This is a genomic window from Rhodococcus sp. NPDC056516 (genome assembly GCF_042794655.1).
In the GTDB taxonomy this organism is placed as follows: Bacteria; Actinomycetota; Actinomycetes; order Mycobacteriales; family Mycobacteriaceae; genus Rhodococcus_F.
The window spans coordinates 324,072-344,482 of the sequence record NZ_JBHTTG010000006.1 but is presented as its reverse complement, the minus strand read 5'-3'; the positions used below and the strand labels follow the sequence as shown (position 1 = coordinate 344,482).

The following is a 20,411-nucleotide window of genomic DNA, read 5'->3' as shown; positions in this document are numbered from 1 at the left end:
GTGACTCAGGAGTTCGGGGAGGTGTACTTGGCGACGTAGTCGTTCATCGTCTCGCGCTGGTATCGGGAAACCTCGTGCGCGTTTTCGTTCTCGGCGAAGACGCTCGACACCATCACGGTGTTCTCACGTTCGTAGAAGCCGAGTTTTCCCAGGCCTCCGAAGAATTCGTCCCAGTTGACGTCTCCGTCACCGATCTTGAGATGTTGATGCACTCGAACGGCGTTGCCTGGCGGGTTGGTGATGTAGCGCAGTCCGTGGGAACGGTGATGGTCCATGGTGTCCGCCACATGAACGAGTCGGACCATGTCGCCGGCGGCCTCCATGATAGCGGGAAGGTTCCCACCCATATGGAATTGGTGGCACGCCACGATCACCATGCCGAGGTTCTTGGAGTTCACGCCGCGGATCGTGCGGATCGCGGCAAGTCCGTCTTCGACAAAATCGTCCGGGTGTGGATCGATCAGGACGTCGATTCCCTCGCGCTCGATGATCGGAACCAGTTCCTCCATCGAACGATAGAACGCACGCTCGGACTCTTCGGCTTTTTCGGGGCGGCCGGAGAATTCGGTGTTCATGACGTTGACGCCGAGGTCAACGGTGATCTGGATGGCCCGTTTCCAGTACCGCACTGCTGCTTCGCGGGCGTCCTCGTCCGGGCCGGACCAGCGAAGGACCGGTAGCACCGAAGCGATGCCGACTCCCGCACTCGCGCAAGCCTTCCGGAATTTGGCAACGAGTGCGTCGTCAGCTTTCGGGTGATTGAAGAACGGGATCATGTCGACGTGTGGTGTGAGTTGCAGGTACTCGTACCCGAGATCGGCAACAACCTGAGGAAGCTCGAGCAGTGAGTAATCGTGGTGGAACGGTGTGGGATCGAGCGCGACCTTCATCGTTTACGCTCCGGCTACCGAGGTTCGCGGAACCATGTCGACAACGACGCGCTGACCCGACTCCAGAGACTTCACACCGGCGGCGCAGACCGCGGCCGCGGCGTAGCCGTCCCAGGCGCCGGGGCCGTCGATGTAGTGACCGGTGTCGGCGCCGGTCTTGGCGGCCTTGATCCAGCGGGCAAACTCGGTGTCGTACGCCTGCCCGAAGCGTTCGCGGAATCCTGGGGTGATCTGCCCACCCCAGTTGCCGGGCTTGCTCTTTCGGATCAGCCCCACGTCGAGTCCGATCATCGCGCTGCCGAGTTCGCCGACAACCTCGGTGCGCACCTCGTAGGCGACGCCGGTGGTGACAAAAACCTCGGCGTCGACGTGCCTACCGGATTCGGTCTCGAAGATCGCGATCTGCGGGTCCTGAATACCCGCGGGAGCCAGCGAATTCGCGGCCGGTCGGATGATCTGGACGGAGGTGATTTCTTCGTCGAGCAGAAAACGTGTCACGTCGACCTCGTGGACGAGTGAGTCCTTGACGATCATCGCGCTGTCGAAACCCTTCGGAACCGCAGGATTACGATGCGCACAGTGCACCACGAGCGGGCGACCGAGATCGCCACTGTCGATCAAATCCTTGAGCTGGGTGTATTCGTGGTCGAATCGCCGCATGAAGCCGACCTGGATCAGCTTCTTGCCCAGCGCTGCTTCGGCTTTCACGATCGCGAGCGAACTGTCCACGTCGGTGGTCAGCGGCTTTTCGCAGAGAACAGGCTTGCCCGCTTCGAGGCAGGCAAGAACCTGCTTCTCATGGGTCGGGCCCGGGGTTGCGAGAACAACGGCGTCGACGTCTTCGGCTGCGATGGCATCGAACGGGTCGACGACGACGCGCGACCCTGGCGTCAGTGCTGCGATTTCCTCGGCGCGGGCCAGCGAGTGGTCGTTGACGACGGTGACGCGGGCACCGCCGATCTTGTTGGTGATGCGGTCGACGTGATCGGCCCCCATGATGCCGACGCCGAGCACTGCGATCCGGAGATCCTGGTTGTCAGACATGCGGTGGTACTCCTCGATTGTGTTGCTCAGCTGAAACGGACGGCGGGGACGCCACAGGTGGACAGGTACTTCTGGGTGCGCGCTGCGATGGGCAGCGGTGTGTCGGGATGGCAGGGATACATGTCCTGCTCGACGATCGCGAACACGTCGATGCCGAGCTTCTCGATGGCCTCCAGAAGCGTTGGCATGGCGGGGATTCCGCGCGGCGGTTCGATCATGGCACCGAGTTTGACGGCCTCACCGAACGGCAGGTCCTCCGCCTCAACCTTGGCGACGATCGCCGGATCCACCTGCTTGAGGTGTAGGTACCCGATGCGCTCCGGATGTTTGTCGATAATTGCGAGATTGTCGCCGCCGCAGTAGCTGATGTGGCCGGTGTCGAGACACAGATTCACGAAACGCTCGTCGGTCCCTTCGAGGAACTTGTAGACGTTGTCCTCGATGTCGACGTGACTGTCGGCATGAGGGTGGTATTGCGCCATGACGCCGTACTCCTCGAGCATTGCCTTCCCGAGAGCGTTCATGCCGTCGGTTTTCTTACGCCACTGCTCGGGCGTCAGATTGCGGTCTTCGAGTACCGCTCCGGTGGAAGGGTCGCGCCACATCTCAGGGATGACCACCACGTGCTTGCCGCCGACGGCTGCGGTCAACTTGGCGACATCCTTGATCTGATTCCAGACGGCATCCCAGGAATCGTCCTGGTGCAGATGTTCGAAAACGGTACCGGCCGAAAGCTTCAGGCCGCGGGCACCGAGTTCGTCCGTCAACTTGGCTGGATCGGTCGGAAGGTATCCGAACGGGCCGAGTTCGATCCATTCGTATCCCGACGCGGATACCTCGTCGAGGAATCGTGTGTAAGGGGTCTGCTGTGGATCGTCCGGAAACCACACGCCCCAGGAGTCGGGGGCTGATCCGACGCGAATCGCGCTCATGTCTAGATTCCTTTCGCGGGCAAGCTTTATGGGGTGTGGTTGTGCGGAATTTTCATTCGGATGGACGTAGGTACGGTCGCTGGATCTTCTTCCAGGACTCGTAAGTTGCCCGTGCTTTCTTGGTGGACTCCAGTTCGGAGGTGGCCGATACCGGTACATCCCACCAGGATTCGCTGTCCGGGGCGCCGATCAGCGGATCGGTTTCGACGTGGATGACCGTACTGGTCTCGCTTGCTTTGGCAACCTTGATCGCGTCGGCGAACTCGGCAGCGGTGTTGGCGCGGATGACGTCGACACCGAGGCTGGCGGCGTTCGCGGCCAAATCGACCGGGAGAACCCCTCCGTCGAGACGTCCGTCATTCGAGCGGTAGCGGTACTGCGTGCCGAAGCGCTGGGAACCGAGCGACTCGGACAGCGAACCGATGGAGGCAAATCCGTGATTTTGCACCAAAATGACGATGACCTTGAGGCGTTCCTGCACGGCGGTGACCAATTCGGTGGCCATCATCAGATAGGAACCGTCGCCGACCATGACGAACACGTCGCGATCGGGACAAGCCATCCGGACGCCCAGACCTCCCGCAACTTCGTATCCCATGCAGGAGTATCCGTATTCGACGTGATATCCCTTCGAATCGCGAGTACGCCACAGCTTGTGGAGGTCACCGGGCATGGACCCGGCAGCGCACACCACGACGTCACGTGGATCGGACAGAGTGTTGACCAGACCGATCACCTGATTCTGATTCAGCGACCCGTCGGCTGCAGGTTCGGCCGGGTTGTAGACGGATTCGACGACAGCATCCCAATCGCGAGCGAGTTCACCGATCCTGGACGCGTACTCGTCGTCCACCCGGTAGTCGCTCAGTGCGAGTGCCAGGGCGTCGAGAGCCTCACGCGCATCGGCCACCACACTGACACCGCCCTGCTTCACGGAATCCAGTGAAGCGACGTTGATGTTGACGAAGCGAACGTCTGGATTGGTGAAGGCGGTGCGGGATGCGCTCGTGAAATCGCTGTACCGCGTACCGATTCCGATGACGACGTCCGCATCGGTGGCCAGAGCGTTTGCAGCGGTGGTGCCAGTGGACCCCACTGCTCCGACGGATTGTGGATGGTCGTAGACCAAGGAACCCTTGCCGGCCTGGCTCTGCCCCACGGGGATTCCGGTCTGCGCGCAGAACGCTGCCAGAGAGTCCGTGGCCTGGCTGTAGATGACGCCGCCGCCCGCGACGATCAGCGGCTTGCGAGCCGAACGGATGATCGCGACGGCGCGTTCGATCACCGATCTCTCGGGGAGCGGACGGGCCACGTGCCAGACTCGTTCGGCGAAGAACGACTCTGGCCAGTCGAAAGCCTCGGCCTGTACGTCCTGCGGGATGGCGATGGTGACTGCGCCGGTCTCGACGGGGTCGGTGAGAACTCGCATGCCGGCCATCAGAGCACTCGGCAACTGTTCCGGGCGCCATACCCGATCGAAGTATCGCGAGACCGGTTTGAAAGCGTCGTTGACTGTGACGTCACCGCTCGACGGGAGTTCGAGTTCCTGCAGGACCGGGGCACTGGCCCGGGTCGCGAAAGTGTCTGCGGGCAGAAGTAATACAGGTAGACGGTTGATGGTGGCCAGTGCCGCGCCGGTGATCATGTTGGTGGCGCCCGGGCCGACGCTGGACGAGACCGCCCACGTCTGCAGGCGGTCCTTCATGCGGGCGTGGGCGACTGCCGAGTGCACCATCGCCTGCTCGTTGCGTCCGAGCACGTAGGGGAGCGTCGGCTCACGGCCGGCGTCGAGATCCTGGATCTCGGCCTGCAAGAGTGCCTGCCCCAGTCCGGCGACGTTGCCGTGCCCGAAGATTCCGAAGCAGCCGGCAAACAGCTTGGTGCGCTGGCCGTCGCGTTCGGTGTACTGGTTGGCGAGGAAGCGGACGACAGCTTGAGAAACGGTGAGGTATACGGTCGGCTCGTCGCGAGGTGGACGATTGCCGGTTGTGTTGTTGGTGGGTGCCACAGCTTTCACTTCCGTCAGTTGTGGGACTGCAACGGCAGTCGAGGGTCGATGTCCTGGTGATCCCAGCTTCCGCGCAGCCAGGTGTGTTGCGGATCGTCACAGATGTTCCACGCCCGGATCTCGCCCGAACCTGCCATGACGTTGAGGTAGTACATGTGGTGCCCCGGCGCTGCGATGGACGGGCCGTGATAGCCGTGCGGCACGAGGACGACGTCGCCTGAGCGGACTTCCTCGAGCACCTCGATAGGTCTCTCGGCGGTTCCGTACACGCGGTGGTAGCCGAATCCTTCGGTGCCGGTCGGGCTTCGGTCGATCTCGAAGTAATAGATCTCTTCGAGGGCCGATTCGACGTCGCTGTTCTCGTCGTGTTTGTGGCTGGGATACGACGACCAGTTCCCGCCGGGGGTGATGACCTCACACGCGATGATGGAGTCGGCCTCGAAGGTGTCTGCGGTGGCGAAGTTGTGAACCTGTCGGCTGCAGTTCCCGGCACCGCGGAGCTCGACCGCAACTCCTGATGCGGGACCGTAGCGATGGGGGAGCTTTGCGCGGGCGCGGGCTCCGCACAGAGCGAAGCGGCCCCCGTCAGTGCTGCTGACCGAGTAGTCGACGTCGCGTCCTACGTACGCGAAATCACTCGGACCGTCGAAAACCGATGCGCGACCAGTCAGGGGAATCTCGGTCCCCTCGGCAACAACCAGGGCCGAACCCGCCAGTGGAACGACGATGATCTCGTTCTCGCCGGACTGCAGGTGGACGTTCGCACCCGGGGCGAGTTGGAGTGTCCACAAGCTGGATTCGGTCCACCCGGCAGACTCCGGCGTGACCACTGTCGTGAAATCACCGTCGGCGGAAGAGTCGGCGGGGACGTAGTACTTGCTGAACATCTTGCTCCTGCCAGGTCGGTTCTAGTGGACGAGCTTGACTGCGGTGTCGACGGCCGCGGTCACGTCACCGTCGGGTGGGTAGAGCAGCGCGCGCCCGACTATCAATCCGCGCACGGACGGCAACTGAAGGGCAGCGTCCCACTTTGCGTACGTTTCTTCCGGCGCGATCTGCGGGTCGCCGCCCAACAGGAGCGTCGGGAGAGTCGTCGCATCCATGACCCGTTCCATCTCGTCGACGACTGGCAACTTCATCCACGTATACGCCGAGGTGGAGCCGAGGCCCTGGGAGATATGGATGGACTTGATGACGGCGTCGGGGCTGAGATCGTTGACCACCTTGCCGTTTACGCGACTGGAGAGGAACGGCTCGAGCATCGCGATCAGTCCGGCCGCGGCCAGTTCGTCCACGGCTTCCGCACATGCCGTCATGGTGGGCAGAGTGCCCGCGTCGTCGAGTGCGATGCGCAGCAGCATCTTTCCGCCGTTCATGCCGAACTTTGCGGTGCCGGCCGCGGTGTATCCCGTCATGCGGTCGTCGAGTTCGAAGCTGGCGCCTGCCAGGCCGCCGCGGTTCATCGACGAGAAGACGACCTTGTCGTCGAGGGCGCCGAGGAGGAGCAGATCGTCGAGAATGTCCGCAGTACCGAGAACGCCGTCGACTCCAGGATTGTCGAGAGCAGTGCGCAACCGGTCCAGCAGATCGGTACGACTGTTCATCGCTGTCGGCTTGCCGCCGACAGACAGCGCCCCACGGGCCGGATGATCGGCGGCGACGATCATGAGCCGGCCGTTGCCTCGAACAGTGGCGCGAGGAGTTCTTGCAGCCCAGGCCTTTTCGATGATCTGCGGATCGCTCGCACGCAGTTCCGTCACTTCGGCGTAGGTGGTGGCGAGGGGGCGGGCGGCGAGCTTGTCAGACATTGACTGCCTCCGTGGCTGTGGCTTCGGCGAGATCGTGGACTTCTTCGGCGGTCGGCATCGCGGTGGAGCATTCGAGCCGAGATGCGACTATCGCGCCGGCCGCGTTGGCGTAGCGCAGTACCTTCTCCAGCGGCCATCCGGCCAACAGTCCGTGGCACAGTGATCCGCCGAAGCTGTCGCCTGCTCCCAGCCCGTTGACCACGTCGACGGTGTTGGGCGGCACGGTGATCGACTGCTTTCGCGTTTTGCCGAGTACACCCTTCGGGCCCTGCTTCACGATGGCCAGTTCGACTCCGAGGTCGAGAAGCGCGTCCGCAGCCTTGTTCGGGTTGGTCTCACCGACAGCGATTTCGCACTCTTCACGGTTCCCCACGGCTACTGTCACGTGTGCGAGGGCGCGCTGTACCTGCGTGGTCGCGTCCTGCGGCGTCGACCAGAACATCGGGCGGTAGTCCAGGTCCAGAACGGTGAGCGGGCGCCGTTCGCGGGCTTCCCAAGCGGCGAAGTGTGCGCTGCGGCTCGGTTCTTCGGACAGCCCCGTCACAGTCGACCAGTACAGCGAGGCTGTTCGAACGGCGTCGAGGTCGATGTCTTGCGGGGTGATCCGAAGATCAGGCGCATGCGGCTTGCGATAGAAGTACAGAGGAAAGTCGTCCGGGGGGAAGATTTCGCAGAACGTCACCGGTGTCGGGTACTCCGAATTGGTGACGACAAACCTGTTGTCGACACCGAGACGTGCCAATTCGCGTGTGACGAACTTCCCGAAGGGATCGTTGCCGACGCCGGAGATCAATGCTGCTCGCCGACCGAGGCGCGCGGCCGCCACCGAGACATTGGCTGCGCTGCCGCCGAGGAACTTGCCGAACGTCTCGACGTCCTCGAGTCCGACACCGGTCTGAAGTGGGTAGATGTCCACACCCGATCGGCCGATGGCAAGCACGTCGAAGGGTGCGTCAGGGATGTGCGACCCGCTCTGGTGAGTGTTGATGCTTGTCAAAACTGACTCCCGAGAGTTCGTGGTGGGTTGCCCACGCAGGGCACCGATGTATGACTGAAACTGTGCGCCGCGACACAGCGATTGTCAATAGTTTGTCTGGACATTATGACTTGCGGTCAAGTGAATGTTAGTGTTCGCATACACTGCCGAGAGAAGTAGCGTCGATACGGCGCCTTCCCAAGTCAGAGATCGGAGTTGACCGTGGTCGCAGCACTCGCCGTCGAGTTGGACCGCTCGAGCCCGGTGCCGCTGTATTTTCAGCTGGCCCAGGCAATCGAGGGCGCTATTCTCGGTGGCGACCTTGCCCCAGGCGATCGCTTCGAGAACGAACTTGCGTTGGCCAAACGGCTCAATCTCTCGCGTCCGACCACACGGCGCGCGATCCAGGAATTGGTGGACAAGGGCTTACTTGTTCGCAAGCGGGGTGTCGGAACTCAGGTGGTGCAGAGTCCCGTGCACCGCCCTGTCGAGCTCACCAGCCTGTTCGACGACCTGGCGAGGGCAGGCCAGGCTCCGACGACCAAGCTCCTCGAGTTCACGGTGGGAGTTCCCGGCGAGGACGTTGCCGCGGAGCTCAACCTCGAACCTGACGCCGAAGTGGCCACCATCAGGCGTCTGCGGAGCACCAACGGCGAACCACTGGCAGTGATGACCAATTACATTCCGGTGGACATCGCACCCGATCCCGAGGAGTTGGAGACGCAAGGGCTCTACCAGACCTTGCGAACTCGCGGCGTGCACATTCGTGTGGCTCGGCAGCGAATCGGCGCCCGGGCGGCGACTCGCGAAGAAGCAGGATTGCTCGACGAGAAAGTGGGTGCTGCCCTCTTGACCATGAGCCGCACTGCATTTGACGATTCAGGTAGTGCCGTCGAGTACGGCAGCCACTGCTACCGAGCGTCGCGTTACTACTTCGACACCACTGTGGTCGACCGCTAGATCTCGATCCCGGTGACACGAGTACCCGCCTGACTGAGTCAGTGGGGGTGATTTGTGACCCCAGAATTTCTGCGATCCTTCGATCATTTGACCCGAACGGAGCCTCATGACAGGCATTTCTGTAGCAGTTGCCGGATTCGGATGGATGGGCCGCGTACACACGCAGGCGTATCTGCGTCTGCGGCAGCACTATCCCCAGCTTCCCGTGATCCGCCTGGCTGCCGTCGCCGACGAAGTGCCGGGCCGAGGGGAGGAAGCAGCGGACCAATTCGGTTTCGACGCTTTCACCCAGGACTGGCGCGATATCGCAGCCGATCCGGCGATCGACGCGGTGAGCATCACGGCCCCGAACTTCTTGCACCGTGAAATCGGCGTCGCCATGGCAGAGGCCGGCAAACACATCTGGATCGAGAAGCCCGTCGGGTTGTCCACGGAAGACGCGAAAGCTGTTGCAGCAGCTGTCTCGAAGGCAGGTGTGCAGTCGAGCGTCGGCTTCAATTATCGAAATGCGCCGGCCGTGGCCCTGGCAAAAAGCCTGATCGAGTCGGGGGAGCTGGGCACGATCACTCATTCGCGTTTTCGCTTCCTCAGCGACTACGCGGCGCACCCCGAAGGCGCTTTGAGTTGGCGGTACGAGCGTGAGCGCGGCGGCGCCGGCGTCCTGGGTGACTTGGCTTCGCACGGTATCGATCTCATCCGTCATCTCCTCGGCGACGTCGACGCCCTCGTTGCGGATACTGCCATCTTCATCCCGGAGCGGGCGCGACCGTCCGCAGCAACCAGTGGACATGCCCGCGCCAGCGGCGGAGAGATGGGGGCTGTCGAGAACGAGGACTTCGTCAGTGCACTGCTGCGCCTCGGTTCGGGTGGCCGCTGCACCCTCGAAGCGTGCCGAGTCGCCGTGGGAAAGCAGAACAACTACGGATTCGAGATTCACGGCACGAAGGGCGCCGTGTTCTGGGACTACCGCCGGATGGGTGAACTGGGCACCAGCCTCGGCTCGAAGTACCAGGACCAATCCGTCACGACGGTTTTGGTCGGCCCAGAGTCGGGTGAGTTCGGCCGCTTCCAGCCCGGCGCGGCCAACGCGATGGGCTACGACGACCTGAAAGTGATCGAGGCTCGCAATTTCATCTCTTCGATCGTGGACGGAGCGCCGCAGGGCGCGACCATCGCTGATGCTGTCGCGTCGGCGCAGGCTCTGGACGCGATGGTCGCCTCGGTGTCCTCCGGCGGTTGGATCACTCTCGGCTGATCGACAGCGTCTCCGAAAGGCTCTGGCGCAGTGACATTTCCCCGCGGGCTGGCGCTGCTGGTGGCAGCAGCGCTGTTCATGGAGATGCTCGACGCGACGATTCTCACAACGGCGCTGCCGTCGATCGCCGAATCATTCGGAGTCGCTGCCGTCGACGTCAATGTCGCCGTTTCTTCGTATCTCTTGGTGTTGGCAGTCTTGATTCCGGCGAGCGGATGGATGGCCGACAGATTCGGAACGCGGCGTGTCTTCATCTTCGCCATAGCTGTTTTCACGGTGGCATCGGTGGGATGTGCACTCAGTACGTCGCTCCCGATGCTGGTGGGAATGCGCGCATTACAAGGGGTAGGCGGCGCCATGATGGTGCCGGTGGGGAGGCTCGCAGTATTGCGGGTGACGTCGAAGGCGGAACTGGTACGGGCTATCGCCTACCTGACGTGGCCGGCGCTCACAGCGCCGGTTCTCGCGCCCGCTCTGGGTGGAGCCATCGTGTCGATCGCGTCGTGGCGCTGGATATTCCTGATCAACGTCCCGATCGGGATCGTCGGGTTTCTCCTTGCATTGCGCATGGTGCCTGAAATTCGGGCAGCGCAGAAACGAAGCCTCGACTGGCTGGGCCTGGTGGCGATCGGAGCGGGCGTCGCCGTGCTCGTTGTGGCACTCGACAGCGTGCACAGTTCCGGGACCGATTGGATTCGAGTGGGACTCGGGATCGTTGTGTCTCTGATCTTGTTGACCTTGGCCGTCATTCACCTCCTCCGGTCGGATCACCCGCTCATTGCGCTCGGGGTCCTGCGGCTCCGATCCTTTCGGATTGTCGCGTCGAGCGGCTCGCTGTACCGGCTCGTGATCATGGGTGTGCCGTTTGTGCTGCCGCTGTTGTTCCAAGTGGGATTCGGAATGTCGGCGTTCAAGGCCGGTCTGCTGGTGATGGCTCTGTTTGTGGGCAACATCGCGATCAAACCGCTCACCACGCCGCTCATGCGCAGGTTCGGGATCAGACGAGTTCTGGTGGGGAACGGCGTTCTGTCGGTGGTGTGCTTCGGTGCGCTTGCACTGATTTCGTCGTCGACACCGGACGGAGTTGTCGCCGTGGCGCTGTTCGTCAGTGGCGCGCTGCGATCAATCGGGTTCACCGCGTACAACAGCTTGGCATTCGCCGAGGTCGACTCGGGGGAGCTGACCGATGCCAACACCTTGCATGCAACCCTGCAGGAGCTGGCGTCCGGTCTGGGTATTGCGCTGTCCGCGTTGGTGATCACGCTTTGTACGCCGCTGGCGGAGTCCGGCGATCTTGGCGGAGGAGTGCCGTTTTCGCTGACACTGGGTGTTCTCGGGCTCATGCTGGTGCCGACGGTGATCGAGAGTTGGCGGCTCCCGCACGGTACAGGCGCTGCGGTGTTGGCGCGCCGATGAAGAGGGGCCTCCCGCCACTTTCATCATAACGCGGGACCGGGGGCTTGCGGCAAGGCCCGGGTGATGGTGCAGACTCGGCTGCTGCGAGCAAGCAAATGCCTTGCCCGGAGGAGGGGTTTGCATGAGTGACGTCATCATCGTCGGTGCCGGACCAACCGGATTGATGCTGGCAGGCGAGCTCCGGCTACACGGCGTCGACGTCGTTGTCATTGACAAGGACGAGGAGCCGACCCGGTTCGTCCGTGCCCTCGGCATTCACGTCCGCAGCATCGAAATCATGGAACAGCGCGGGTTGCTGGACAAGTTCCTCGCGCACGGCCGCAAGTACCCGCTCGGCGGATTCTTCGCGGGGATCAGCAAGCCGGCACCCGCTCACCTCGATACTGCGCACGGATACGTCCTCGGCATACCTCAGCCCGAGATCGACAGGATTCTTGCCGAACACGCCACCGACGTCGGCGCGGACATTCAGCGAGGGAAGCGCGTCGTCGCAATCCGTCAAGACAGTGACAACGTCACAGCGGAATTGTCGGACGGCACAACACTTCATGCGCGTTACCTCGTAGGCTGCGACGGTGGGCGTAGCACCGTTCGGAAGCTGATCGACGTCGGGTTTCCCGGCGAGCCGTCGAGCGCCGACACGCTGATCGGCGAAATGGACGTGACCATGCCGGCTGATGAAATGGCCGCCGTTGTCGCCGAAATCCGGGAAACGCACAAACGATTCGGAGTCGGTCCCGCCGGCAATGGTGCTTTTCGCGTCGTGGTACCAGCGGCCGAAGTTGCCGACGGTCGCGCGGTTCCGACCACCCTCGACGACATCAAGCAGCAGCTACTGGCCATCGCCGGCACCGACTTCGGTGTGCACTCGCCGCGGTGGCTCTCGCGCTTCGGCGACGCCACCCGATTGGCGGAGCACTACCGCCGTGACCGGGTTTTCCTCGCCGGCGATGCCGCTCACATCCACCCACCGATGGGCGGGCAAGGCCTCAATCTCGGTGTCCAAGACGCCTTCAACCTAGGCTGGAAGCTCGCCGCAGAGATCAACGGCTGGGCACCGGAGAGCCTGCTCGACACTTACGAATCGGAACGGCGTCCGGTGGCTGCCGACGTTCTCGATAACACGCGCGCGCAGGCGGAGCTGATCTCCACCGCGGCCGGTCCACAAGCCGTGCGACGCTTGATCTCCGAGCTGATGGACTTCGAAGACGTCAAGCGTTATCTGACCGAGAAGATCACTGCGATCTCGATTCGCTACGACTTCGGCGAAGGCGACGACCTACTCGGTCGGCGGCTGCGGAACATCGCGTTGACGCGCGGCAACCTCTATGACCTGATGCGATCCGGCCGCGGACTTCTTCTCGACCAGGGTAGCCAACTGGCGGTAGATGGTTGGAGCGATCGAGTCGACCACGTGGTCGATACCAGCACCGAATTGGACGCACCGGCTGTCCTGCTTCGGCCGGACGGTCACGTGGCATGGGTCGGGGATACGCAGGCGGAGTTGGATACTCAGCTGTTTAAGTGTTTCGGCCGGCCAACGGCGTAGGGCTATCTGGTTCTACCTCTAAGCCGACTGGTCGCTTAACACGCCGGCCAATGGGCTGTGTATTGATCCGATACTTCGTCGTGGTCGCGATAGAGCTGTTTGCGTTTGCGCGTTGGAAGTCGGTCGCCGAAGACAATGCCGTTGATGTGGTCAGTTTCGTGTTGGAAGCAGCGCCCGAGGGTGCCACCTGCAGTGATTTCGATCGGGTTGCCGTATTGATCGTTTCCGCGACAGGTGGAGAAGTCGGGTCGTGCGAGGTCTGTGTAGGCACCGGGTAGGGACAGACAGCCTTCGCAGTAGTCGACCAGCTGCCGGTCGACTCCTTCAGGAAGGTCAACGACCGGGTTGCAGACGACGCCGGTGCGTTGCGTCCCTACCTCGTCAGTGCAGTCGTAGATGAACACCGCGAGGTCGACGCCGATCTGTTGAGCTGCGAGTCCTGCGCCGTGTGCGGCGGTGTTGGTAGCGAACATGTCTGCCAGCAGATCTTGGAGATCGCTGCCGAATTCAGTCACTGGCCGAGCTGGCGCATGAAGGACAGGGGTGCCCCAGCGAATGATCGGTTGCGCGGTACCTAGGCGGAGAAGTTCGGAGACAGGCATGAGGTTCATGTTCCGCTCTGCTCCTGCCCAACGCAACGAGAGTGTTCGCGTTCGGCCGCTATGCACCTCACTGCCGTGCAGAGCCGGTTTACTCTCCCGCGTCGCGCGGACCGCTGTCTGAACATTGGATCTGGTGCAACTTTCAGTCAGCGTGCTTGGCTGTCCCTTCGCCTCCGCGCTGTCGAGCCCTACCGGGATTGATGTGGAGCCGAACACCCTCGTAGGCGACTGTGTACGGCACATCGTCGTCGTTGTCCGGGTCGCCGGAGTCCGCAGGATCCGGAAGTTCCGCGATCTGTTCGATGACAGTCTGTGCTCGCGCCGCACCGGGATCGAACATCTCCTGAAACGGCCCGACGAACGACCCCCCAAGCCCGCGGCGCCTTGCCCGAACAGCCGCCCACCCGAACACCGCCAACGGGCCGATCATGGCGAACAGCACTAACAAGTCCCACCCCATGCCACGAGCGTACCGACCGATCGGCATTAAGCGGCCTAAGTCTTTTCAGCGCTGCCGTCCCTCAGCTCATTCGCCTCTCGGACTGTGCCTTCAGCAACTCGGCCAGATGGTCAGGCGAGATCCGCTCGCGAACTGCCTCCATCACTAGTTCGGCCTGCGTCTGAGGCGCGAGGCCGTCGATCGGTTGGTCTCGGTCCAGATTGGTCGGGAAGGCGTAGCCCTCAGCGGAAGCGGCGACGGCACACCGAACGGACTCGTCGGAACCTGCTTCGCTGAGGGCGAGCAGTGCCGGATAGATCGCGTTGACGAGCGCCTCCCGGTCGATGGTTCCGAGGGCGCGACCGAAGGCTGACGACACCTGAAGAAGATTTGCCATGCGCAGGACGTTGGCGGATTTGTTGTGGCCGGCGGCGTGGAACAGTGCAGGGTTGAAGAAGACGGCATCTCCCTTCTCCAAAGGTAATTGGACGTAATTGGCCTCGAAGAACTCCTTGAACTCGGGACGCTCGAACGCGAGGTATCCGGATTCGAATTGTTGGGAGTACGGCAGATATTTTGTCGGGCCCGTCTCGACCGGCATGTCCACATGGGCGACTGCACCTTGCAAGGTGAGGGCGGGGGTCAAGCGATGAACGTGCGCCCGGAACTTCGCAGCGACGTCGCTCGACATGAAACCGAGGTGGTAGTCGCGATGTGGATTCTGTGCGGCGCCACCGGGATTGACGACGTTGACGTCCGACGTCACCTGATACATGGGGCCGAGCCAGGCTTCCGAAGCTAAAGCGACAATGCTGTTTGCGTAGTAGTCGACGTAAGCCTTGGGATCTTCGAGCGCCAACTTCAGTTGTGCTCCCCAGATCCGGTCATTTGCTCCGGGTTTGGCGAAGTGATCCCCGGACGTCACGCCGGATTCGTGTTGGCGCGCAATGAGTTCACGAAAGACTGCACTGGCGCGATCCAATACCTCCGCGTCGAATGCGCCTTGGAAGACCGTGATGCCGGGCCCGGTGAGTAACGCACGGGCGATCTCGTCCTGAATCTCCGCGCGGATTTCAGGATTCGACGATTGCTCGACCAATGCCTTCGAGTCGTACAAGAGAACCCCGTCGGCCACAGAATCGGCGTACGGGTAATCGGCGAGGTCTGTCTCGTGTGCGACCAAAGCGGCGAAGTCTTCGATGTTGCAGTTTTGCCGGTGCAACCTACCCGCGGACGGCACGGTGTGGTCGGTCAGTGCTGGAGTCATTCGGGGACCTTTCCTGCAGTGTTCAAGATGTGCTGTGACTCAAACACTGCCAAGGAAAAGCCATCGAAACTACCCCTGAAATCCATCAAAAAGACCTCGAGAAACGTCCCCTATGGATTCGACCGAGACAGTTTCTCCTTCGGAGTGCATCGACTTGATCACTGCCGCAGCCACGAGGTTTGCCTGCAGTCCGTCGGCTGCTGTGGCCAACGTCGACGGTCTACCGGTGCTCAACGCGTCGATCCACTCGTGAAGTTGGCGCCGATACGACTCGGCAAAACGCGGAATCCAATCCGCCGCATAGCCGTACGAGTGTGAGCGGTCCGTGTCGGTGTGAATGACCACGGGTTCGGCGAGGCGAGCCGCGCCGATTTCGCCGACGACCTCGCACCGAGTGTCGTAGCCGTACCGCGCGTTCAGAAAGATCTCGACCGTGGTGAGAACGCCGTCGGCGGTGCGAAGCATGATCACTTGCGGATCCTGGCGATCGGTCACGAGTGAGCTGGAGCGCCCGCAGTGCCAACTGGCCGCAACGACGGGGGAGTTCAGGATCCACGGCACGATGTCGAGTTCGTGAATCGCGGAGTTGGTCACCGTGGATTCCGAACGGCCGCCTGGGTAGGTGCTGACTGTTCGACTCGAGCAGTGCACGATCAGTGGGTCTCCGATACGGCCGGAATGTGTTTCGGCCTTCAGCGCTACGTATCCCGGATCGAACCGACGCATGAAGCCGACGCTCACCAGAGGGCTTTCGGGGTTCTCGGCTGCAACAACGCGTCGGCAATCCTGCGCTGTCACTGCAAGAGGCTTCTCGCACAAAACCGGTTTTCCGGCTTCGATCGCAGCAAGGGAGAGGTCGGCATGCGTCGAATCGTGGGAAGCGATGACTACGGCATCCACGTCGGCGTCGTTGATCAGTTCCAAGGGATCGGTCACCCACCGTGCTCCGACTGCCGACGCAACCGACACTGCCCGGTCCTGATCGAGGTCTGCGACCACTGAGACCGTTGCCCCGGAGACCGTGAAATGCAGATTGTGGACGTGGTCGGCGCCCATGACGCCGGTTCCGATCACACCGACACGAATCGACATGAGGTTCCTACTTCCAGAGAGTTTAATTGGACAACATAATGTCCTTACATATTTCGCGATTCGACTCTACAGTTCGAGGCATGACTTCTTCCACAGTTCTGGAACTTCCTCGGACCAGGGTTGCCGATCCGATCGATGCCCCGACTTTGCGCTGGGGGATTCTCGGTCCCGGCTGGATTGCACAACGCTTCGTGGAATCCCTGCAGGCCAATACAGCTCAGGAGGTGACGGCAGTTGCTTCGCGCGGACTGGCCCGAGCGCAGGCCTTCGCGGACCAGTGGGGGATCCGACGCGCTCACGGCAGTTACGAAGCTTTGCTTGCCTCCGAGGAGGTGGACGTCGTCTATGTCGCAACCCCGCACACTGCTCATTTCGATTGCGCGATGGCGGCATTGGATCACGGAAAGCATGTTGTGATCGAGAAACCACTTGCCTTGAACGGCGGACAGGGACGTGCCATTCAAGAGAGGGGAGCAGCGCTCGGATTGTTCTGCATGGAGGCGATGTGGACGTCCTTCCTGCCCAAGTTCGATGTGATCGACCAGATCATCGAGGCTGGACTTCTGGGAACCATACGTACGGTTCTGGCAGATCACGGTGAACGGTTCGAGACCGATCACCGTATTTACGATCCGGCGCTCGCGGGCGGGCCGCTTCTCGACCTCGGGACCTACCCGGTCAGTCTTGCGCATCGCGTACTAGGTGTTCCGAGTTCGGTTTTCGCTCTCGGCCAACCGGCCAACCACCAAGTGAACGGCCAGATTTCCGCGGTGCTCTCGTGGTCCGGTGTAGCTCAGGCCAGTCTGAGCACCACCATCCTCGCTGACACACCCAACACCGCGTCGATCTGCGGTGACAAGGGGATGATCGTTCTGGACTCGACGTTCTACCGCCCCGGGTCCTTTACGGTCCGGCTCGGAGACGGAAGATCTGCGCGCTACGACGACCCGGTCGACGGATACGTCGGAGGTCTCGCGTTCGAGGCGGCCGAGGCGGCGCGTCGGATCACCGCCGGGGATGTCGAGTCGCCGGTCCATCCGCTCGACGCGGCCATTGCGACGCTCGACATCCTCGACGAGATCCGCCGTCAGGTAGGGATCACGTTCCCGGGGGAGGCCTAGAGCGTGAAGGCTTTCCGGAAGGCAGCGAGCGCGACGTCACTGTCTCCCGACGCCCAACCCTCCAAACCGATTGTGCCGGTGTATCCCTGGTCAGCGAGCACGCGTGCGATGGCGGGGTAGTTGATCTCGCCGGTTCCGGGTTCGCATCGACCGGGTACGTCGGCCACCTGAATCTCGCCGATGTTGTCACCACAACGCCGCACGAGTTCGATGAGGTTTCCTTCGCCGATCTGTGCGTGGTAGAGATCGAGCATCATCTTGAGGTTCGGGTGTGAGACGGATTCCACCAGTGCCAGAGTGTCTTTGGCTCGGGCCATCGGAACTCCGGGGTGATCGACAATCGTATTGAGATTCTCGAGGCAGAAGACAACTCCGGCGTCTTCGCCGAGGCGCGCGATCTTCTCGAGTGCGCGGCCGGCGGTCAGCCACATCGCCCCGGTAGTTCGATACTGCGGGCGAGCAGCCTGCCCGTCGATCAGCTCACCGGTGTGGAAGTTCAGCCGGGGAACGCCGAGTTTCGCTGCCGGAGCGAGGCACAGCTGCGCCGTGCGTACCAGTTCGGCGCTGCCCGCCTCGTCGAACAAATCGCCGTGCAGGTAGCCGGTCATCGAGGAGAACCGAGCTCCGGTGGCGACAAGAGCGTCGAGGTCCTTGTCCTGCCAACTCCAGATCTCTGCAGCAAATCCCGCATCCGAGATCCGCCGAACACGCTCGACGAAGGGGAGTTCGGTGAACGTCATTTCGGCGGAGACCGCCAAGTCGAACGGGCTCATCGCGGCACCGACAGTAGCGACACCGGCAGCCCGGTTTCCACGGATTCTTTTGCAGCCAAGGCAATTTCCAGCGCGTTGCGGGCATCGAGACCGTCAACTGACGGCGCAGTACCGGAGCGGACGCAATCGGCGAAGTGTGCCAGCTGAGCGACATATGCGTCATGGAAGAGTTCGATGTTCACCCGGGGTGTGTCGGCCAGAACACCCGGCGAGCTGTAATGACGCATCGCGGTCCGAGTGACCTCTCCTGCACTCACCATTCCTCCGGAACCGAAGACTTCACCGCGCACGTCATAGCCGTAGGTGGCCTGGAAGTTGGCCTCGGCCGACGCGAGGGCGCCGTTGTCGAAGCGCAACTGAACCATCGACGTATCGAGGTACCCCTGCTCCTTGTACTGCGGATGGATGAGAGCATCGGCCTGCGCGAACACCTCGACGACGCGTGCCCCCGGGTTGAGCCAGAGCAGAGCGTCGAAGTCGTGAATCAGCGTCTCGTTGAAGATGGTCCACGGCTTGACCCGAGCAGCGACGTCGGCGGTGATGCCCGGATCGCGGGTCAGGGAACGCAGTAGCTGTGGGGTCCCGATCCCGCCGGTGGTGATCACGTCGTGGGCTGCCGCGAAATCAGCGGCGAAGCGCCGATTGAAACCGACCTGCAGCGCAACGTTGTTCGCAGCGCACGCGCCGATTGCGCGATCGGCGTCTTCGAGCGTCAAGGCCATCGGCTTTTCACAGAAGACATGTTTGCCGGCCTCCGCTGCTGCCACCACGAGATCGGTGTGAGTTGATGCGGGCGTACTGATGAGCACCGCTTCGACGTTCGGATCGGCGATCAGTTCGAGTGCATCGGTATACGGGCGAGCGTCGGGACTGACACGCTCGATCAATGACGCCGCAGCGCCGGGCGCGGGGTCGGCGACGGCGACCAGACGGGTGCCGGGGATGCGCAGCGCGACGGACTCGCCGTGGAAACGGCCGATCCATCCGGCGCCGATGAGACCGACTGCAACAGAGGCAGACATGGGGGGCTCCGTTCGGAGTGAGAATGAGGAACTAGATCGTTCTAGTGGTGCCAGTAAAGCGCCGGTTGCGGCGCGCGTCAACGTTTGCGTGCGTATTTGCTGGAACGATCTAGTCTGTTGAGGTGAACAGTCGACGCCCCACCTTGCAGGATGTTGCCGATCTGGCCGGAGTGTCACGCGCACTGGTGTCCATCGTCATTCGTGATGTCCCGGGTGCCAGCGATGCGACGCGTGTACGAGTCAAGGCGGCCGCGGACCAACTCGGCTATCGACCCGACAACGCTGCGCGACTGCTGCGTCAACATCGCAGCCGCTTGATCGGTGTCAGTTACGTTGCGGCGCAAACATTTCACGCGGAACTGCTCGATGAGATCTACGACGCAGCGGAAAGGTTGCGCTACGACGTCGTCCTCAGTGCCGTCTCGGATCGCAGGCCTGGCTCGCGCGCTGTGCGTACCCTTCTCGATGACCGATGCGAGGCGATCTTGCTGTTGGGTTCGCAGGCGCCGGAATCGGAGATCGTCGACCTGGCGGCCAAGGTTCCCGTCGTCGTGCTCGCGCGGAAGATGCCCTCAGTGCATGTGGACGTTGTCCGCACGGACGACGAGGCGGGCGCCGTGATGGCCGTGAATCATCTCGTCGAACTCGGGCACCGCTCGATCGTCCACGTCGACGGCGGACGCGGTCCGGGTGCCCAGGAGAGGCGTCAGGGCTACCGGAAGGCCATGCGGGCGACCGGTCTGGAATCGCGGATCCTTCCCGGCGGTCTCACGGAGGCGTTCGGGGCAGGCGCCGCGCGGTCGATGGTCGAAGAAGGGCTTCCCAGTGCGGTCTTCGCTTTCAATGATCGTTGCGCGCTCGGAGTCCTGGACGTCTTCTTGCGTTCCGGAGTCTCGGTGCCCGGTGACGTCTCCGTGATCGGATTCGACAACAGTGCATTGGCAGGTTTGACGCACATCGATCTGACCAGTGTCGGGCAGGACACGGCGTTTCTGGGCGGCGCCGCGGTGGAGCGGATCTCCGAACGCCTCGACGGCGGAAGTGGACTCTTGGGCAAGGACATAGTCGCGCAGCCACAACTAGTAGTTCGAGGTTCAACTGGACCTGCAGCGCGTTGACCTGGCGTTTCCACGGGATCCGGTTTGTCCCGTCTTTGATAAGCAGTCCTAATGTCAGAACAAACTATTGACATTCGACTGTGACGGGTATTACATCTTTCACATACAACCGAGCACCATCCGTTCGCGGGCCGTTGGT

Annotated in this window: 19 protein-coding genes; 6 read left to right on the top strand and 13 right to left on the bottom strand. The window is 62.3% G+C overall.

Annotated elements, in window-relative coordinates; all coding sequences use genetic code 11:
• Window positions 1–5: 5 nt before the first annotated feature.
• The 7 genes from ACFQ6Y_RS20275 to iolC are packed head-to-tail and all read right to left on the bottom strand — an operon-like array spanning window position 6 to window position 7,679.
• Window positions 6–890 carry a sugar phosphate isomerase/epimerase family protein gene (locus ACFQ6Y_RS20275; protein WP_378636370.1) on the bottom strand — a complete coding sequence of 295 codons (885 nt, stop codon included), beginning with the start codon at window positions 888–890 and terminating at the stop codon, window positions 6–8.
• A 3-nt stretch (window positions 891–893) separates the two neighbouring features.
• Window positions 894–1,934: a Gfo/Idh/MocA family protein gene (locus ACFQ6Y_RS20270; protein WP_378636365.1), complete on the bottom strand. Its 1,041-nt coding sequence runs from the start codon at window positions 1,932–1,934 to the stop codon at window positions 894–896.
• 26 nt (window positions 1,935–1,960) lie between these two features.
• Window positions 1,961–2,866, bottom strand: coding sequence for a sugar phosphate isomerase/epimerase family protein (locus tag ACFQ6Y_RS20265; protein WP_378636363.1), 906 nt, complete (start codon window positions 2,864–2,866; stop codon window positions 1,961–1,963).
• 52 nt (window positions 2,867–2,918) lie between these two features.
• Complete coding sequence (iolD, locus tag ACFQ6Y_RS20260) at window positions 2,919–4,874, bottom strand: 3D-(3,5/4)-trihydroxycyclohexane-1,2-dione acylhydrolase (decyclizing) (protein WP_378636360.1); 1,956 nt, start codon at window positions 4,872–4,874, stop codon at window positions 2,919–2,921.
• Between the two features lie 14 nt (window positions 4,875–4,888).
• Window positions 4,889–5,761, bottom strand: a complete 873-nt coding sequence (gene iolB, locus ACFQ6Y_RS20255) for a 5-deoxy-glucuronate isomerase (RefSeq protein WP_378636356.1) — start codon at window positions 5,759–5,761, stop codon at window positions 4,889–4,891.
• Between the two features lie 21 nt (window positions 5,762–5,782).
• Entirely contained in the window at window positions 5,783–6,682 is a 900-nt protein-coding gene (locus ACFQ6Y_RS20250; protein WP_021332504.1) for a hypothetical protein, read from the bottom strand.
• A complete protein-coding gene (iolC, locus tag ACFQ6Y_RS20245; protein ID WP_003940877.1) occupies window positions 6,675–7,679 on the bottom strand; it encodes a 5-dehydro-2-deoxygluconokinase in 1,005 nt (334 codons plus the stop codon). The genes ACFQ6Y_RS20250 and iolC overlap by 8 nt, the downstream gene beginning before the upstream one ends.
• A gap of 201 nt (window positions 7,680–7,880) precedes the next feature.
• On the opposite strand from iolC, the gene ACFQ6Y_RS20240 reads away from it, so the two are divergent.
• The 4 genes from ACFQ6Y_RS20240 (at window position 7,881) to iri (ending at window position 12,838) form a co-directional block, all read left to right on the top strand.
• Window positions 7,881–8,618, top strand: coding sequence for a GntR family transcriptional regulator (locus ACFQ6Y_RS20240; RefSeq protein WP_283303395.1), 738 nt, complete (start codon window positions 7,881–7,883; stop codon window positions 8,616–8,618).
• Window positions 8,619–8,724: 106 nt separating this feature from the next.
• Entirely contained in the window at window positions 8,725–9,873 is a 1,149-nt protein-coding gene (locus tag ACFQ6Y_RS20235) for a Gfo/Idh/MocA family protein (protein WP_378636351.1), read from the top strand.
• Window positions 9,874–9,903: 30 nt separating this feature from the next.
• Window positions 9,904–11,289: an MFS transporter gene (locus tag ACFQ6Y_RS20230; RefSeq protein WP_378636346.1), complete on the top strand. Its 1,386-nt coding sequence runs from the start codon at window positions 9,904–9,906 to the stop codon at window positions 11,287–11,289.
• Between the two features lie 121 nt (window positions 11,290–11,410).
• The gene (gene iri / locus ACFQ6Y_RS20225; protein WP_378636341.1) at window positions 11,411–12,838 is read left to right on the top strand and encodes a rifampin monooxygenase Iri; all 1,428 of its coding nucleotides are present in this window, start codon (window positions 11,411–11,413) and stop codon (window positions 12,836–12,838) included.
• Window positions 12,839–12,873: 35 nt separating this feature from the next.
• On the opposite strand, the gene def is transcribed toward iri, so the two are convergent.
• The 4 genes from def to ACFQ6Y_RS20205 form a co-directional block, all read right to left on the bottom strand.
• A complete protein-coding gene (gene def / locus ACFQ6Y_RS20220; protein WP_378636339.1) occupies window positions 12,874–13,449 on the bottom strand; it encodes a peptide deformylase in 576 nt (191 codons plus the stop codon).
• 133 nt (window positions 13,450–13,582) lie between these two features.
• The gene (locus ACFQ6Y_RS20215; RefSeq protein WP_378534248.1) at window positions 13,583–13,900 is read right to left on the bottom strand and encodes a hypothetical protein; all 318 of its coding nucleotides are present in this window, start codon (window positions 13,898–13,900) and stop codon (window positions 13,583–13,585) included.
• A gap of 61 nt (window positions 13,901–13,961) precedes the next feature.
• The gene (locus ACFQ6Y_RS20210; protein WP_378636335.1) at window positions 13,962–15,146 is read right to left on the bottom strand and encodes a phytanoyl-CoA dioxygenase family protein; all 1,185 of its coding nucleotides are present in this window, start codon (window positions 15,144–15,146) and stop codon (window positions 13,962–13,964) included.
• 69 nt (window positions 15,147–15,215) lie between these two features.
• The gene (locus tag ACFQ6Y_RS20205; protein ID WP_378636332.1) at window positions 15,216–16,238 is read right to left on the bottom strand and encodes a Gfo/Idh/MocA family oxidoreductase; all 1,023 of its coding nucleotides are present in this window, start codon (window positions 16,236–16,238) and stop codon (window positions 15,216–15,218) included.
• A gap of 80 nt (window positions 16,239–16,318) precedes the next feature.
• Between ACFQ6Y_RS20205 and ACFQ6Y_RS20200 the strand changes: the two genes are divergently transcribed.
• Window positions 16,319–17,359, top strand: a complete 1,041-nt coding sequence (locus ACFQ6Y_RS20200; protein WP_378636327.1) for a Gfo/Idh/MocA family protein — start codon at window positions 16,319–16,321, stop codon at window positions 17,357–17,359.
• On the opposite strand, the gene ACFQ6Y_RS20195 is transcribed toward ACFQ6Y_RS20200, so the two are convergent.
• Both ACFQ6Y_RS20195 and ACFQ6Y_RS20190 read right to left on the bottom strand, forming a co-directional pair.
• Window positions 17,356–18,132: a TIM barrel protein gene (locus tag ACFQ6Y_RS20195; protein WP_378534240.1), complete on the bottom strand. Its 777-nt coding sequence runs from the start codon at window positions 18,130–18,132 to the stop codon at window positions 17,356–17,358. The genes ACFQ6Y_RS20200 and ACFQ6Y_RS20195 overlap by 4 nt on opposite strands.
• Window positions 18,129–19,154, bottom strand: a complete 1,026-nt coding sequence (locus ACFQ6Y_RS20190; protein WP_378636322.1) for a Gfo/Idh/MocA family oxidoreductase — start codon at window positions 19,152–19,154, stop codon at window positions 18,129–18,131. Before ACFQ6Y_RS20190 ends, ACFQ6Y_RS20195 begins: the two co-directional genes overlap by 4 nt.
• A 122-nt stretch (window positions 19,155–19,276) precedes the next feature.
• Between ACFQ6Y_RS20190 and ACFQ6Y_RS20185 the strand changes: the two genes are divergently transcribed.
• On the top strand, window positions 19,277–20,272 hold the full coding sequence (locus ACFQ6Y_RS20185; protein WP_378636319.1) for a LacI family DNA-binding transcriptional regulator: 996 nt from the start codon (window positions 19,277–19,279) through the stop codon (window positions 20,270–20,272).
• The last annotated feature ends 139 nt before the right edge of the window (window positions 20,273–20,411 follow it).